We start from the raw sequence: 16,403 nt of genomic DNA on the forward strand, positions 1-16,403 counted from the left end.
TATCCTGTTATTGAAGATTGGCTGCCCGGTTGCCTGATGTGTCTGATAATGTTGAAGCCCCCGCATGTTTTTCGGTTTCGTGCCGGGGGCTTTTACTTTTCACTATCCGCGGCGTTTTTGGCCATTGTTTCGTTGAAGATGCTTGTTTTATATATAAGTAATATGATTTTGCAGATGCTTGACATGTAAGGAGATTGTCATGTCGGAAGAGATGAAAAAGCCCAAGAAAGGGCCGGACATAGTTGACCGTATCTGGAATTTTTTTACTTCGCTCAAACTGGTAATTGTTCTTTTGCTGGTACTTTCCATTGTTTCGGTTTTGGGTACCGTTATTGAACAGAACAAACTGCCGCAGGAGTATTACAGTTACCTGAGCCCGGGAACAGTTGAGCTTTTCGGGAAGCTCGGCTTCCTGGATATGTACCACAGTTGGTGGTTCACGTCCTGTCTGGCTCTGCTGGCGCTAAACATCATCGCCTGCACGATGGATCGCTATCCCGCCATCATCAGAGGGATGAAAAAGAAAAACGTCGTTCTCGATGACAAACTCGCAGCGGAACTGACTGCCGATCTGACGAAGATAAAATATAACCTTCCCGCCGAGGAAGTCGAAAAACAGGCGATAGCCCTGGCTGGTAAAGATTTCTCCGTTCATCCCTTGGTGACCGAGGTGGAGAATACCCGTCATTTATTTTTCGAGACGGGCAAGTACGGCCGGCTTTCTTTCTTACTTACCCACCTGAGTATTTTGGTTATCTTTGCGGGCGCCATAACCGGATCGCTTTTTGGGTTCAAAGGCTATGTGAACGTTTACGAAGGGGAAACGATCTCCGCCATTTCCGCCGGGAAAAACGAAGTCAAGACTCTGAATTTCTCCGTACGCTGCAATTCCTTCAATGTCGATTTTTACCCCAACGGCATGCCCAAGGACTACCGGAGCGATCTTTCCGTCATTCAGGACGGTAAGGAAGTGATCAGAAAAACCATCCGCGTTAACGATCCGCTGACCTATCAGGGAATCACCTTCTACCAGTCCAGTTATGGCGGTTTCCCCGACATTACCTTCGATGTCATGGATAAGAACGGCGTTCTTTTGGGCAGTGCATTTACCCCCTTTCGCCAGAAAACGGTCGTCCCCGGCGCCAACCTTACCATCGAAGTTGCAGATTACCAGGAGCATTTTCATTTGCCCGACGGTTCCGAAGGAGGGCCGGCAATCGGCCTTAACATCTACACCCCCGCCGCCCCGCCCGAGGGAATATGGATTACCCCCGGTCAACCCGGGGTGAATCACGACGGCACTTATAGCTTTGTGGTAAAGGGTTTCAATATGAAAAAATACACAGGGCTGCAGGTCGCCAAAGATCCCGGCGTCTGGTTCGTGTGGCTGGGATCGGTCATGCTGGTGGTCGGCATCATGTTGGCCTTTTTCGTGTCGCACAAGAAGCTCTGGATCAGGATAAGAAGTGACGAGAGGGGCAAGACGGAGCTTACCGCCGGCGGAACGGCGAACAAGAATAAACACGCTTTTGCAAGCGAACTGAAGCGGCTCGCCAAGCGTTTACAGGAGGTTTCATAGATGACTAATTCACTGCTGTTCGGCATATCTATTTTTGTATATTTCTTCGCCATGGTTCTTTATGTCTCTTATCTGGCGTTCAGATCGGAGATGCTGGGCAAGGTATGCACCGGGGCGCTGCTGGGCGGAGTTATTATAGAGACGGCAGCGATATTGCTCCGGTGGTATGAATCATACCAGATTGGCATCGGCCGGGCGCCGCTTACCAATCTTTATGAATCACTTGTGTTTTTTGCCCTGACCATTGCCGTTACCTATCTGATCGTGGAGAGAAAATTCGGGATCAAGACGGCGGGAGCCTTTGTAACTCCTTTCCCGTTTATCATCATGGCTTATGCTTCGCTTAATCCCAACGAGATACAGCCCCTTGTCCCTGCTTTACAGAGCAACTGGCTCATTTCCCATGTGGTTACTTGTTTTGTGGGTTATGCTGCCTTTGCCGTTTCCTTCGGTGTCAGCTTCCTCTACCTGTTCAAGGTTAAGGCAGAAAACCGCACCGCTAAAACTCAAGGGGCGTTTCTCGCTCATCTGCCCGCTTCCGACCTGCTTGATGAAGTAGGTTATAAAACAATAGCCATTGGTTTTCCCCTGTTAACGATCGGCATCATTACCGGAGCCTTCTGGGCGAATGTGGCGTGGGGAACATACTGGAGCTGGGATCCCAAGGAAACATGGTCGCTGATCGTCTGGCTGATCTACGCCGCCTACCTCCACGCCAGGATTACCCGGGGATGGAAAGGGAAAAAAGCTGCGATCCTTTCGATCGTGGGTTTTTTGGCTACGATCTTTTGTTATCTCGGAGTCAACCTGCTTCTCTCGGGTTTGCACAGCTACGGAGGATAGAAAAGGATGAAGGACGCTTTGCCGCTGAATATCCGTAATTTCAGTTTCGACCTGTCAAGCGGCAGAGATAAGCCTGAAGGGAGTGAAAAGCGGTTTCCGAGCTATCCGATAGAGACGATGTTTGATGACAAGCATTAATGACGGCAAATTTAGCTGTGTTGTTCTTCAGGAGCCTGATGAAGAGCAAATCCGGCAGATTATCTCGCTATACCGGGCGCAGGGGTGGTGGGATGCCGGGGATGATCGCCAGTTGGCCGCGAGATTGATCTCCGGAAGTCATTGTTTTGTAATCGCCGCCGCTGATAAGGATATTGTCGGAATGGGCAGGGCAATTAGCGATGGCATCAGTGACGCCTATATTCAGGATCTGACTGTTCGCGCCGATTTCAGGATGAGGGGAATCGGGACATTGATAATTCAGAAACTCATTGAAATACTTCATGCCGACGGCATATCCTGGATTGGTCTCATCGCTGAGCCGGGTTCTGAAATTCTGTATAGTAGTGCCGGTTTTAAGGAGATGGTTTCCGCTACGCCTATGTTAATGGACAAAAAACAGTGAGCTTCATACCTCTTGATGTTTCCAGTTACAATTTCATAAAGACCTATTTTGCCGGGCAGCCCTATAGTCTCAGTACTTATTCTCCAGCGCCTCTCATCGCCTGGAGCACTATGAATTACAGAAGCAGTTATTTTGTGAAAGACGGGATTCTTTTTATTTCCGGGAAGCCGGAGGGCCATCCGGAGGAGCGCTACCTGATACTTCCCGTTGCTAAGGAAAGGATCTTTTTGCCTGACGAATTGAGCCGCTTCGCCAGAGATTTGGGCTTCACACAGTACCGTTTTGTCCCTGGCGACTACATGGAGAATCTCAATAAATCCGAACTGGATGATTTTTTTTCCATCGAAGAGCAAAGTGCATTTGCTGACTACGTCTATTTGACGGAAGACCTGATGCAGCTTAAGGGCAACAAGTTTTCCAAAAAACGTAATCTTATTAATCAGTTTTCCCGTGAATACCTCAGTAGAGGACGCGTTTCGATAGAGGCGATAGGCAGAAAGCAAAGCGCTGAATGTATCGAATTTTTGGATATATGGTGCAAAGAACAGGACTGTGACATTGATCAGGACTCCGGCCTTTACTGCGAACGGGCTGCCCTGGTTGCAACACTGAAAAATATTGAATACCTTGAATCAAGGGGCATCCTCATTCGCATTGATGATAAAGTTTCGGCACTGGGCATTGGTTCCAAGCTCAACGGGTCAACCGGAACGCTCAATTTTGAAAAGGCCTTTTCCGGGATTAAGGGCCTGTATCAATTCCTCGATAACGAATGCGCAAAAAGATTATTCAGCGATTTTAGATATATAAACAAGGAAAGCGATATGAATCTTCCCAACCTGGCGGAATCCAAACGTTCCTATAATCCCGTTATGCGCGTCAAATCTTTCGCTTTGAACCTGCGTTGAATCATGTGACCCAATTTTTATGGCAATCGGTTGAGCAAATCACTGTAAGTACAAAACCATGAATCACCCATCCTATAAGATAGATAATGATTCCCGGATTGCCATTGTCGGCGGAGGGCCGGCGGGGAGTTTTTTTGCGCTTTACCTTCGTCATTTTGCCCGTATCAAAGGATTGAATCCCCGGATCACAATCTATCAGGACCGTTTTTTCGATACCCTGGGTCCTAAAGGCTGCAAGGGTTGCGCCGGCATTATTTCAATGTCCCTGATAAAAAACATGGCCGAGCTGAACATCTCCCCGCCTCCCGAGGTAATTCAGACGACCATCGACCGGTTTGCCGTCCACAGCCCTTATGCCACCATCGACATCAGCAACCCGGATACTGATCTTAAAATCATGAGTGTTTATCGCGGGGGAGGGCCGCGGGTTTCCCATTATGAAAAAAAGATCAGTTTTGATGGCTGGCTTTTGCGACAAGCGGAAAATAACGGCATTGAGGTAGTAAACGAAAGGATTGCCAGTTTGTGGACGGGCGGGAGCGCCGGGATTGAGGTAGCCGGGAAGCGAATCGATTACGATCTCCTGGGACTGGCGACAGGGGTAAACGCCCCCAGGATGCTCATTGAGGGTACAGCGTATGAACCGCCGGAAACCAACATAATGGCCATGAGCGAACTTTACTTGGGCGCAGCCGATGTGCGTACCCGGCTTGGCAATGTTGCCCACGCCTTTCTTATTCCCCATTCCGGGATGATCTTCGGCACCCTTGTGCCCAAAGGCGATTTTGTCAATGTATCGGTGTTAAGCAGCAGTAAATATCCGGTAACCATTGCAGATTTTCTGAATTATGCGGTGGTGAGGGAAATATTGCCTCAAAAATACGAGCTTGCCTGTGGCTGCCGGCCCCAAACATCCTTTTCGGCTGCCAGTAATTATTATGCCGACCGCTTTATTGCCATAGGAGATGCCGCCTGTACAAGGCTCTACAAGGATGGCATTGGCTCTTCCTTGACGATGGCCCGCGCCGCCGCAGATGCCGCCATTAATTATGGCGTATCGAGCCGGGACTTTAGACAACACTACCGTCCCGTTTACAATAAGATGCGCTGGAACAACCATTGGGGACATCTGCTGTTTTCGATAAATGATCAAGTGAAGGAATCAAAGATATTTATGCTGGCGCAGCAGAGACTGATCGGCGACGAGCAGGAAAAAAAGACGGAACGTCAGCCTTTTACCAAAGCAGCCTGGGGGATATTCACCGGCAGTTACAGCTATGGCAGGATCGCCCAAAAAATATTCAGTCCAGCTTCTTTGGTGAGGCTTTTTGCCGCGCTTGTCAAGGAAGCTGGGGAAAACTTTGTCACTAAAAGGACCATCGACCAGCCCAGAAAACTTTATGTGGGCGATCGCAAGGTTTTAATCCTGGGCAGCGGCTTCGGCGGCGCCTATACATTGCGGCATCTGGTAAAATCCACCAATAAAAACGAGAATGTGCAGATAACAGTGGTAAATGACGAGAATTACTTTCTTTTCACCCCGCTGCTGCACGAAGTGGCAATGGGCAGCATTGAAACCAGGCATATCTCTTACCCGGTCAGGAGATTGCATTGGCGTGATCGCTTCAATTTCATCCTGACCACGGTAAAAAAAATAGATCTTATAAATCGTCAAGTCGCCACAGAGGCGGGGGTGCTGGATTTCGACTGTCTTGTGATGGCTCTGGGCAGCGTGCCGGACAAATCGCAATTGAACCTGGCGGGCGGGCATGTCTTCACCTTGAAGACCCTCTACGATGCCATGAAGTTAAGGAACCATATCATCGCTGTCTTTGAGCAAGCGGCAATCGAAAAAGATATGCAGAAGCAAAAGCAGTTGCTCACCTTTGTCGCTGTGGGCGGTGGATACATCGGAATTCAGGCGGTATCGGAATTGAGAGACTGCATCTTCAAGAATCTCATTCGCTACTACAAGGGTATAAACCCGGACAATATCAAAATCATGCTGATAGAGTCGAGGCCAAAGGTAGTAGAGCGCATGGATCATGAATTGGGCGCCTATGTTATGAAGCAACTTGAGGATATGGGAATTGAAGTGCGAACCAACAGCCGCATGACTCGCGCCTGGGAAGGACACGTGGAAATCAATGAGGAAGAGGTTATCCCTACAGCCACGATCATGTGGTCAACCGGGATGGTCAGCAATCCACTGATTGCCGCGCTGGAGGCGCCCACGGATAATCTGGGCAGAGTCAAGGTGAATACATATCTGGAGGTGGAAGGTTTTCCGGGAATTTACGCCCTGGGTGATTGCGCCCACTTTGAGAACCCCAAATCGGCCCAGCCGATACCGCCGCGGGCCCATACTACGGTTCGTCAGGCAAAGATCGTTGCCTATAACATCATAGCCGACATCCGGGGCCGGAGTAAGAAGGCTTATCGTTACACAGATTCCGGGGAGATTGTTTCCCTTGGCGACTCAAAGGCAGTTTTCCGTTTTTACCGCATCCGGCTATACGGCTTTGCGGCGCGCCTGATCTGGATGGGCGCTTATTCCCTGCTGATAAAAGGTGTTTTCAATCGAGTGCGCATTGTTTTCGACTGGCTTCTTGCACTTATCTTCGGTCGCGATTCAACTTTTCTTAACCTTAAGGATCACTGATGAGATTACGCAAGGCTTACTTCAATGACGTTTACGAACCGCGGTGCTATAAGAAATAATGCTTGACTTATTGTTGGTTAAATGCCAGAAGCCCCGCCATGCAATCCTCGGGGACGTTCATCTCGGGGGAACGTTAAAATAATATATGAACAAGTAATTCAGGAGATAACGGACGAAGGCCATGAAAATCGTTCCTCTGGTGTTGTTTGCAATTATTGCGTTTGGCGTGCCGGTATTTGCGGCTCACAATAATGAATATCCGGTTTCCACGCCCCCTCTGACAGAGGGTATATTCCCCTGCAGCAACTGCCATGCAGGAATGGACGTGAACGCAAAAAAAAGAGAGCTCAAGGATGAGCATGCCAACATCAAACTCCACCATGCGGAAAATGATCGCTGGTGTCTGGATTGTCACAATCCCGCAGACAGGGATAAGCTGAAGTTGGCCAATGGGGACAAGATTCCGTTTACGGAGTCGTACCTGCTTTGCGGACAGTGCCACGGAAATATCTACCGTGACTGGAAAGTAGGCATCCACGGTAAAAGGATTGGCTATTTCAAAGGAGGGCAAAGGGTCTATTTCCTCTGTGTAAATTGTCATAATCCCCATGACCCCAAATTTAAATCCCTGAAACCGGAACCACCACCCACCAAACCGGAACGGAAAAATGGAAGATAGATCGCAAACCAGAAGAGATTTCATGAAGATGATGTCCATGGGCGCCATGGCGGCGCTTTCGCTGGGAAGCTTGTCGTGCACCCGGGCCCAGGTGGAAGCGTTTCTCCAGAAACATTTTCGGGAGATGACGGAGGCGGAAAAAAAGGAGGCCATCCGGCGGCTTGAGGAGACATATTTTCGGAAATACGGGAAGAAATTCCATATCTCTACTCAGCCAGCCGACACCGCGGTACTCTGGGGCTACGGTCTTGACCTGTCGCGGTGCATCGGGTGTCGAAGATGCGTTTACGCCTGCGTGAAAGAGAACAACCAGTCCCGCAGCAATCCGCAGCTCCAATGGATCCGGGTCGTCCGCCTGAAGGATGGCAGCTTGATCAATCTCGAAAATACCGAGCATTACTACAACCCTGAAAAAGTGCCGGAACCGGGTTTTCAGTATATGCCGGTTCAGTGTCAGCATTGCGAAAATCCTCCTTGCGTGCGCGTATGTCCTGTTCATGCCACCTGGAAAGAACCGGACGGCATTGTCGTTGTCGATTACAACTGGTGCATCGGCTGCCGTTATTGTATGGCCGCCTGTCCCTACAAAGGACGGGTCTTTAACTGGGGTCAGCCCAATATTCCCCCGGAAGAGCTGAATACGGAGGTTCATTATCTGGGAAACCGCCCACGAATGAAGAATGTCGTTGAAAAATGTACATTTTGCATTCAACGGGTCCGCAATGGGCGTTACCCCGCGTGTGTTGAGGCCTGTCCCACCGGCGCCCGAAAATTCGGGAATCTGCTCGATCCTGATAGTGAGATAAGATACATTATTGAAAATAAAAGAGTATTTAGATTAAAGGAAGATTTGAACACAGAACCCAAGTTTTATTACTTCTTTTCCGCATAGCCTTTAGAGGATTGAATGGAAGCCTGGATATTTTTTAAAAAAACGATTCGGATGGTATTTGTGGGGACCAAGGTTTACTATCTATGGTGCGCCTTCCTGCTTGCCATCATCGGTATAGCCATTTCCTTCTACATGAAACAACTGGACGCGGGGCTGATCATAACCAACATGAAGGATCAGGTCTCCTGGGGTCTTTATCTCGGCAACTTCACCTATCTGGTAGGCGTTGCCGCGGCCGCAGTGCTGCTCGTTATCCCGGCGTATATATACCACTTCGATCCCATCAAGGAAATCGTCGTTTTGGGGGAACTTTTGGCAGCTTCGGCCATTATCATGGCCCTGATGTTTGTGCTGGCCGACCTCGGCCGGCCCGACCGTTTCTGGCATATCGTTCCCTTCATCGGCATTCTCGCCTTTCCTGATTCCCTGCTGGCCTGGGATGTGATCGTTCTGAATGGATATCTGGTTTTGAACACCATCGTTCCGATCTATATTCTGGTCAAGACCTACTTCGGCAAGGAACCGGTCAGAAAGTACGTCATTCCCCTTGTCTTATTGTCAATTCCGTGGGCGGTCGGCATCCATACGGTTACCGCGTTTCTCTACAATGGACTCGCCGCCCGACCCTTCTGGAACGCCTCCATTCTGGCGCCCCGGTTTCTGGCCAGCGCCTTTTGCTCCGGGCCGGCGATGGCGCTGATCATCTTTCAGATTTTGCGAAAGACCGCCGGGCTGAAAATCAAGAACGAGGCGCTGTTCAAGGTCGCCGAACTTATGGCCTACGCGATGTTCGTCAATCTGTTTTTGCTGGGCGCCGAGCTTTTCAAGGAGTATTATTCGGGGACCATTCACCTGGCGCCGATGCAGTATCTCTTTCAGGGTCTGCACGGCCATGATTCGCTGGTCCCCTGGATACGGTCGGCCATGGTGATGAATATTACCGCCTTTTTAATCTTTCTGATTCCCGCAACCCGGACGAATCTGCTCACCCTCAATATCGGCTCACTGCTGATCATCGTTGGGGTGTGGATTGAAAAGGGGCTCGGCCTGATCGTTCCCGGTTTCATTCCCGATCCGCTCGGCGAAATTTACGAGTATCTGCCGAATGTCAATGAAATAGCCATTTCACTCGGGATATGGGCCTTCGGACTCTTTATCTTTACGCTGTTCATGAGGATCGCCATTCCTATTCAGCGGGGTGATTTCTCACATTCTAAATATGCCCGTGAAGCTGGCAGGACTCAATACGAACGGAGTAACCAATAAGGAAAACTTCAAGAAATAGTTTAATAAATTCGTGCAATAATGGATGCGGAGGGCTGGCATGGTGGATTTTTTTAAAAAACTGCCGGAGCAGGCGGTAAGGATTATAGTTGTCTTTTTAGTTTTGGCAGTGGTTTTGCTGGTGATCCGGCAATTTATAATCCCCCCGGAAATTAAGGATCCTGCTGTCCAGAAACTCGCTTCGACCCAGCGCGAAGCGGCCAAAGGGATCAAGTATGCAGGCGCTGAGGCCTGCGCGCAATGTCATGATAAGGAACCGGAAATCAAAAAGAGCGGCTACCATCGGGATTTATCCTGTGAATCCTGCCACGGCGCATCCCAAAAACATGTTGATAATCCCACGGAGGTAAAACCCACATCGCCGATAAAGCGGGACTACTGCGTCTATTGCCATCAGTACAGCGCCTCACGGCCGACAGGTTTTCCGCAGATCAATCCGGATACTCATAACCCGAGGAAGCCCTGCATCAGTTGCCATAACCCGCATAACCCAAAACCGCCCACGGCGCCCCGTTCCTGCAACGCTTGCCATGCGCAGATCGAAAGGGCAAAGTCCGCTTCTTATCATGCGCTGATAGAATGCAGTGTTTGCCACGCCACTCCGGAAAAGCACAAAACCTCACCCCGGACGGTGATTCCGACAAAGCCCGACAAACGCGAATTTTGCGGACAGTGCCATGACAAGGGTTCCCCCCGCAAGGGCGTTCCGACCGTTGATATGGGAGCGCATGGTGAAAAATATGTTTGCTGGCAGTGCCACTATCCACACACTTTAGGAGGAATCTGATGGAGCGGCGAGACTTCTTGAAAAACCTTTGCTGGGTTGTTTCTGCCGGCGGCATCATGGGCGGTTTGTCCGCCGATGCCTGGGCAGCCATACTGAACAAGGACTATGACACCACGAAGCATTACTACGGAATGGGAATCGACATTGACAAATGTATTGGGTGCGGTCGGTGCATGCAGGCCTGTAAAACGGAAAACAACGTGCCTGAGGTGCCCTTCTACTTTCGTACCTGGGTGGAAAGGTATGTGATCAAGACGGACCATACCGTTATTGTCAATACCATCAATATGGAAAGCGTTGAAAAACAGGATGCTTTTCCGGAAAAGGAAGTGCTGCGCAGTTTTTTTGTGCCCAAGCTCTGCAATCAGTGCGATCATCCGCCCTGCGTTCAGGTTTGTCCGGTAGGGGCTACCTTTAAAACTGACGACGGGGTGATCCTCGTGGACAGCAAGCGCTGCATCGGCTGCCGATACTGCATCCAGGCCTGTCCGTACGGGGCCCGTTATCTCCATCCGGAAACCCGGGTCGCCGACAAGTGCACATTCTGCTATCATCGCCTGGTGAAGGGCCTGCTTCCGGCGTGCGTCGAAGTCTGCCCTAAGCAGGCCAGGGTTTTCGGCGACCTGAAGAGCATCGCCAGTCCCTTGGGAAGGTTTAGCCGGATGAACAAGATACACGTCCTTAAACCGTCCTTAAATACAGATCCCAAAGTTTATTATGCAAATCTTGATGGCGAGGTGAACTGATATGGAAGCGGTCCAGCGTTTCACGGAACTTTCCAAGCAGGTGATGGGTTTTATCTACCCGAACGAAATCGACATTCAGTGGTCGATCCTGATTGTTGTCTATCCCTATATTACGGGGCTGGTGGCCGGGGCTTTCATTCTGGCCTCGCTTGTCAAGGTCTTTAACGTGAAGGAACTCCAGCCAACCTACCGCCTGGCAATGCTGACGGCGCTTGCGTTTATGCTGATTGCGCCGCTGCCTTTGCAGCTCCACCTCGGCCGGCCGGAGCGCTCCTATGAGATGTTCATGACCCCTAATCTAACCTCGGCGATGGCGATGTTCGGTTTCGTTTACCTCTGGTATTTGATGCTGGTTCTTCTGTTGGAGATCTATTTTGAATACCGTCGGGATATGATCGTCTGGTCTTCCGAGACGACTGGCTTGAGAAAATGGCTGCTGAAGCTCCTCTCACTATTTTCGACCGACATCAGTGAAAAAGCTGTCGCCTTTGACAAGAAGACGGTAAAGGTCATTACAATCATCGGCATCCCATCAGCCTTTCTGCTCCACGGATATGTAGGCTTCATCTTCGGATCGATCAAGGCCAATCCCTGGTGGAGCAGCGTGATGATGCCGGTTGTTTTTCTCTTCTCGGCCATTGTCTCGGGAATTGCGATGGTGATGCTGCTCTATATGATTGTCAAGCCGCTTCTGGGCGGGAAGATCGACATGAAATGTCTCGACAAGGTGGCATCCTTTCTGTTCTATGCAGTCATTGTTGATTTTTCGATCGAGGTGCTCGATTTCATCCACCGGCTTTATGAAAGCGAGGAGTCGATCAAGATACTCTCACAACTGGTATCGACCAAGCTTTTCATGAGCCTGGTGGTGCTCCAGATTCTGCTCGGCATGCTGCTTCCCCTGTTTGTCCTGGCGATAATCAAGATATTCAAGCTTCAGGAAGAGGTGCGGAAACTGCTTTATTTTGTCTGCGGATTGCTGATTCAACTGGGGATATTCAGCACCCGTTGGAATGTGGTGATCGGCGGGCAACTGTTCTCTAAAAGTTTCCGGGGGTTGACTACCTATAAAATGGAAATGATGGGCATTGAAGGGTTTCTCGTTGCCCTGGTTTTGCTGATCATTCCGTTCGTGATTCTTTCGATCCTTATTAAGCTGCTGCCTCCGTGGAAGAAGGAAGAATTGACGGGCAATTAAAATATTGGCCCCCCGCATGGGGAAGGATTGTCTTTGTGCGCTCAAAGCGGGGGGTGACAGATGTACGACAGCCACATCGCAATTCATAATCAATCGTCCGAACAGTTGTTAAGATCGGCCGGGCGTTGGCAGACGCTGCCAGCGTTTCAGGATTACCGATTCTACCGCCGTAGCAAGACCGAAGGAGAGGACGCTGAGAACCAGCGGTATGCCGTGCCCAAGGACAAGGTCATACAGAAAAACATTGATGGCGCCGATTGTCGTAAGCAGGATGGCGACATTGCGCAATTCCCTGCTGCGATTTGCCAGCGCGATTGACATCAGGACAATGGCTGATAGATTGATGATGACTGACTGGCTTCCCTGGATGATATTGCCGACATCAGCAGGAACAAAAAACGTGACTGTTACTCTTTGAAGGATAACCCGCAACAGGACAAAGACGCTCAACAGAGCGGCCAGCAAAACCGCTACAGCGCTGAAATCGCCTTTGTCGATCTTCGAAAAAAAGGCAGATTCCTCAGGCGGCGTTGTGTTACGCAACCAGCGGTATTGCAAAATCCCCAAACAGGCGATTCCGCCTGCGGAAATTACGTTTATCAAAAATGAGTCGGGTTTTCCTTCACTGAGCAGCGCTGCCGCGATTGTTATACTCGCGTAAATCTGCAAAAGGTACGACGTCAAGCGAGCGCTGCCGCTTCGCCATTTTGCCGACATTAATGATGTCCAGAACGCAACCGCCGCCAATACGGGCAGATACAGCAATGTGTTGTCTGCAATTACGGGTAGGGCAAGCGCCAGCAACACCGACCCGGCAAAAACGAATGCATTGCCCCCGTGCGCCTTTTGATCGCGGTTTGCCAGCCAGGGCGCTACAGCCAGATGCCCGAAGCCGACGGTTGCCCCGAGGGCGCCGAGAATCAGTATGCCGTCACCCGTGGCGGACACGACGTACCGGGCCAGCGCAAATGCCCAGACAACATTGATGGTGGGCAGCATGAGTTCAAATTTGTTTAGTTTTTCCGGGAGGGTTCGGATGATCCCCATTAATGCAATGATTATGTATGTTGACGAGAAAATGGTCAAAACAGGCAGGAACCAGGTTGGCGCCAGCGTCCCTGTTATGCCTTCGTCGCCCCGCAGCGCCATGCCCAGCTTGATTCCCCAGAGGGTGATCATGAAAAGTGTAACCAGCACCAATATCCAGCGAAGCCAGACATACCGGTGGGCTCGGGACGTAAAGTAACCCAACAGATTGGCCGTCAGAAGGACAATTCCCAGGTAGGGGAAATAAGGAGAGGGATAGTCGATCGCCGCGGCCGAGACGCACATGCCGAGGTTTCCTATGGCAATTGGCGCCGGAACCCGATAGATATAACTGATTGTCGCGGCACCGAGACCGGTAAGAATCAGCATGATGTAAGATGATACAGAAGAAAGAATGCCAAAATGGGCATGCGCCTCAACAATGATTGTAAACATCAGTAAAGTTCCGCATACGGTGAAGACGGGTGCCAGCCGGCTTTCCCTCTTATATCTCCGCCAGCCCATAATCATCAGTATGGCGGCGTAACTCATGCCGATGAGGGAGCCGAAGGGCAGGTCTATCACCCCGCTATCGGTAACGGTGCGCAGAATCAGGGCGATGACCAAAAGAAAGCACATTGTGGAGAGACGCTGCAAAAGCGAGGAACGGCCCACCCATGAAAGCATCGCCTCCGATGCGTCGGGGAGCGAGTCCTCCTCCGGGGAAGTCGCATCGATATTAACCGGCAGCGGTCCGTGAAGATCGGCTTTTTTTGAAAGCGCATCCACCTTCAGCGCCAGTTCATCCACCCGCCGGGCGACCTGTTCTACGGTGGATTCAAGCGAGGATAGTCTGTCGTTCATCTGCTCTGCCTTGAGTCGTATTTTTTGAGTTATTGGTTCAGTGTAAAAAAGCGGGGAATTCCCGCTTTTTTTGTTTTGTAATGCAATGCCGGTAATTATAATGAACGCCGCCGGCTTCGGTAAAACTTTATTCGTTATTTTATCGGGAACAAAGCCTTTGTGCCTGGCTATTTACCCTTGCCTCCGCCACCGGGCACGTCTTCACCGCCGGCAGAATGGCAGTCGCTGCAATTCATTGTTGTCATACTGTCCCCGATATCCGTCGGGTGGATAAATCCTTTTACCTTCGTTCCCGGTCGGATGTTCTCCTGTTTCTGTTCTAAAACGATATGACAGATGTCGCAATCCTTTGAAATTACTTTGCCTTCGGCTGATTTGTGTTTTCCATCGTGACAGCGGAAACAACCGGGCGTGTAGAAATGACCGATATGATCGGGGTATGTATTCCAGGACACTTTCATATTCGGGAAGAAATTCCTGATATAAATATCCTGGACGCGCTCAACAGCTTGTCTGATCGCAGCGGCTTTCTCACCTGCCAGCTTAGGGTGATTCTTGGCGTAGTATTCTTCGATGCCGGTGGCGATGGCGATCATTCCCTCATCTTTGGTCTTGTAAGGCTTTGTCAGCAGCTCTACCGACACCTTTTTAATGAAAGGCAGCGCAGGGTCGATATGACCGGAGACAAAGTTTTCATCCATATCCTGACCGGGGGAACGATAGATATGCGTTGGACGGTTATGGCAATCAATGCAATCCATTAGACGCTTCTGTCCTTTGGCTTGCTCCTCCTCCTTGGTGAGAGGCGAATCCTCCTGTCTGTATTCGGTGAGAGTGCCGTTCTTCTCCTTAACGGCGACATAGGGAATATCAAGACGTTTATTGTCCCTGGCAAAGTAATAAACTTCGCTGCTGATATGCCAGTGTATTCCCGCCGCGGTCGGGGACTTGGGACTGCCGCCGATCTTGATCAGCATATTGATTTCTCTCGGAGTATTTTTTTCATCGGCCGCATAGTGATAGAATATCCTTTGCCTGCCTGAGTAAAACTTTTCCGGCCAATGGCAGCGCTCGCAGATGTCGCGCGCGGGGCGGAGATTGGCTACGGGTGTTTCGATCGGAGAAGAATAGGTATGAGCCAGTACCGCATATATCTGTTTCAATCCGGAAATCTTGGCCTTGACATACCACTTTGCACCCGGTCCGATATGGCAATCAACGCAGCGAACCCGGGCATGGGGGGATGTTCCCCAGGCGCTGTATTCCGGCGTCATTACCGTGTGGCAGAGTTTTCCGCAAAATTCAGGAGATTCGGTGAAATGATAGCCCTTGAGAGCGGCTATGGAAATGATGAGAACAAAGAGCACCGTGCCGAAGATAAAAATGACGAATAACCGGCGTTTGTGGCGGTCGTTCAAGTCAAGATCGGGGTAGGGGGTGATAGTGTCAGGTTTCGCCTGTCGATGCCGTTGCCTTAGGCGGAAGGCGCCAATGGGAACAAGAAGCAATCCTATAATCAGCATTGCGGGGAAAATAAAGTAAACGAGTACGCCCAAATAGGGGCTTTCCACGCCGGTAATTATTTCCATGGACAGCATGACAATGATCAGGCTGGTAGCCACCACGGCCAGAATCATACCAATCAGGCTGACTATATTGAAGAAATACCCGAGTATTTCTTTCCGTTTTTCCGACATTTTTCCTCCTTTGTTTATCCTACACGGGCTTTTTCACATAATAATAAAAACAACCCTCATTTAACGGAGGGTTGCAGGGGTATTGCATTCAACGTTGCGGAACATAGAGGGAATGTCGTCGCTTGTCAAGAAATATTTCCTTATAATTATTTTTCCTTGACAAGACTGCTTCTTCTGAGTTAATTGCCACCAAAATGGTGGTATATGGATTTTAAGGGAGGGTTATGAGAGTTTCCACAAGGTCCCGCTACGGTGTCAGGTTGATGCTCGTTCTTGCCCGCAACTATGGCAAGGGCTATTTTTATTTGAAGGATATTGCCCGGGGAGAGGGCATATCGGAAAAATATTTAAGTCAGATTGCGATATCGCTCCGGGACACCGGTTTATTAAATTCGAGTCGGGGGGCCCGTGGCGGTTATACCCTGACAAAGGCGCCGGCGCAGATCACCCTTAAAGAAATTGTTGACGTTCTGGAAGGAGGCACATCGCTTGTGGATTGCGTCAAGGATAAATCCGTCTGCGCCCGCTCGCCTATCTGCGCCAGCCGCGATGTCTGGGTGTTGCTCGGAGAAAAGATATCGGAGGCGCTTGCTTCCATCAATCTGGAGCAATTGCTAAGGCTGAAGATGGATAAAATTGAAGATTCACTTTCTCCGCGCATATGATGGCGGCGGTA

Annotated in this window: 14 protein-coding genes; 12 read left to right on the forward strand and 2 right to left on the reverse strand. The window is 50.1% G+C overall.

Features of this window, described 5'->3' with window-relative positions; all coding sequences use genetic code 11:
* Window positions 1-199: 199 nt before the first annotated feature.
* The 11 genes from K0B01_08115 (at window position 200) to nrfD (K0B01_08165) (ending at window position 12,140) form a co-directional block, all read left to right on the forward strand.
* On the forward strand, window positions 200-1,579 hold the full coding sequence (locus tag K0B01_08115) for a cytochrome c biogenesis protein ResB (GenBank protein ID MBW6486093.1): 1,380 nt from the start codon (window positions 200-202) through the stop codon (window positions 1,577-1,579).
* Complete coding sequence (gene ccsB / locus K0B01_08120; protein MBW6486094.1) at window positions 1,580-2,422, forward strand: c-type cytochrome biogenesis protein CcsB; 843 nt, start codon at window positions 1,580-1,582, stop codon at window positions 2,420-2,422.
* A 124-nt stretch (window positions 2,423-2,546) separates the two neighbouring features.
* Window positions 2,547-2,984: a GNAT family N-acetyltransferase gene (locus K0B01_08125; GenBank protein MBW6486095.1), complete on the forward strand. Its 438-nt coding sequence runs from the start codon at window positions 2,547-2,549 to the stop codon at window positions 2,982-2,984.
* 110 nt (window positions 2,985-3,094) lie between these two features.
* Window positions 3,095-3,892, forward strand: coding sequence for a DUF2156 domain-containing protein (locus tag K0B01_08130; GenBank protein ID MBW6486096.1), 798 nt, complete (start codon window positions 3,095-3,097; stop codon window positions 3,890-3,892).
* A gap of 58 nt (window positions 3,893-3,950) precedes the next feature.
* Complete coding sequence (locus tag K0B01_08135) at window positions 3,951-6,554, forward strand: FAD-dependent oxidoreductase (protein ID MBW6486097.1); 2,604 nt, start codon at window positions 3,951-3,953, stop codon at window positions 6,552-6,554.
* A 181-nt stretch (window positions 6,555-6,735) separates the two neighbouring features.
* Window positions 6,736-7,233 (forward strand): hypothetical protein, encoded by a 498-nt coding sequence (locus K0B01_08140; GenBank protein ID MBW6486098.1) that lies wholly within the window; start codon window positions 6,736-6,738, stop codon window positions 7,231-7,233.
* On the forward strand, window positions 7,223-8,125 hold the full coding sequence (locus K0B01_08145; protein ID MBW6486099.1) for a 4Fe-4S dicluster domain-containing protein: 903 nt from the start codon (window positions 7,223-7,225) through the stop codon (window positions 8,123-8,125). The genes K0B01_08140 and K0B01_08145 overlap by 11 nt, the downstream gene beginning before the upstream one ends.
* A gap of 15 nt (window positions 8,126-8,140) precedes the next feature.
* The gene (nrfD, locus tag K0B01_08150; GenBank protein MBW6486100.1) at window positions 8,141-9,391 is read left to right on the forward strand and encodes a polysulfide reductase NrfD; all 1,251 of its coding nucleotides are present in this window, start codon (window positions 8,141-8,143) and stop codon (window positions 9,389-9,391) included.
* A 58-nt stretch (window positions 9,392-9,449) separates the two neighbouring features.
* Complete coding sequence (locus K0B01_08155; protein ID MBW6486101.1) at window positions 9,450-10,196, forward strand: hypothetical protein; 747 nt, start codon at window positions 9,450-9,452, stop codon at window positions 10,194-10,196.
* The gene (locus K0B01_08160; GenBank protein MBW6486102.1) at window positions 10,196-10,942 is read left to right on the forward strand and encodes a 4Fe-4S dicluster domain-containing protein; all 747 of its coding nucleotides are present in this window, start codon (window positions 10,196-10,198) and stop codon (window positions 10,940-10,942) included. Before K0B01_08155 ends, K0B01_08160 begins: the two co-directional genes overlap by 1 nt.
* 1 nt (window position 10,943) lies before the next feature.
* Complete coding sequence (gene nrfD, locus K0B01_08165; protein MBW6486103.1) at window positions 10,944-12,140, forward strand: polysulfide reductase NrfD; 1,197 nt, start codon at window positions 10,944-10,946, stop codon at window positions 12,138-12,140.
* A 108-nt stretch (window positions 12,141-12,248) separates the two neighbouring features.
* On the opposite strand, the gene K0B01_08170 is transcribed toward nrfD (K0B01_08165), so the two are convergent.
* Both K0B01_08170 and K0B01_08175 read right to left on the reverse strand, forming a co-directional pair.
* On the reverse strand, window positions 12,249-14,030 hold the full coding sequence (locus tag K0B01_08170) for a DUF2339 domain-containing protein (GenBank protein MBW6486104.1): 1,782 nt from the start codon (window positions 14,028-14,030) through the stop codon (window positions 12,249-12,251).
* A gap of 167 nt (window positions 14,031-14,197) precedes the next feature.
* Window positions 14,198-15,727: a NapC/NirT family cytochrome c gene (locus K0B01_08175; protein MBW6486105.1), complete on the reverse strand. Its 1,530-nt coding sequence runs from the start codon at window positions 15,725-15,727 to the stop codon at window positions 14,198-14,200.
* 224 nt (window positions 15,728-15,951) lie between these two features.
* Here K0B01_08175 and K0B01_08180 point away from each other — a divergent pair, with 224 nt between their 5' ends.
* Window positions 15,952-16,392: an Rrf2 family transcriptional regulator gene (locus tag K0B01_08180; protein ID MBW6486106.1), complete on the forward strand. Its 441-nt coding sequence runs from the start codon at window positions 15,952-15,954 to the stop codon at window positions 16,390-16,392.
* Window positions 16,393-16,403 lie beyond the last annotated feature (11 nt).

The sequence above is a fragment of the Syntrophobacterales bacterium genome, assembly GCA_019429105.1.
Lineage (GTDB): Bacteria > Desulfobacterota > Syntrophia > Syntrophales > UBA5619 > DYTH01.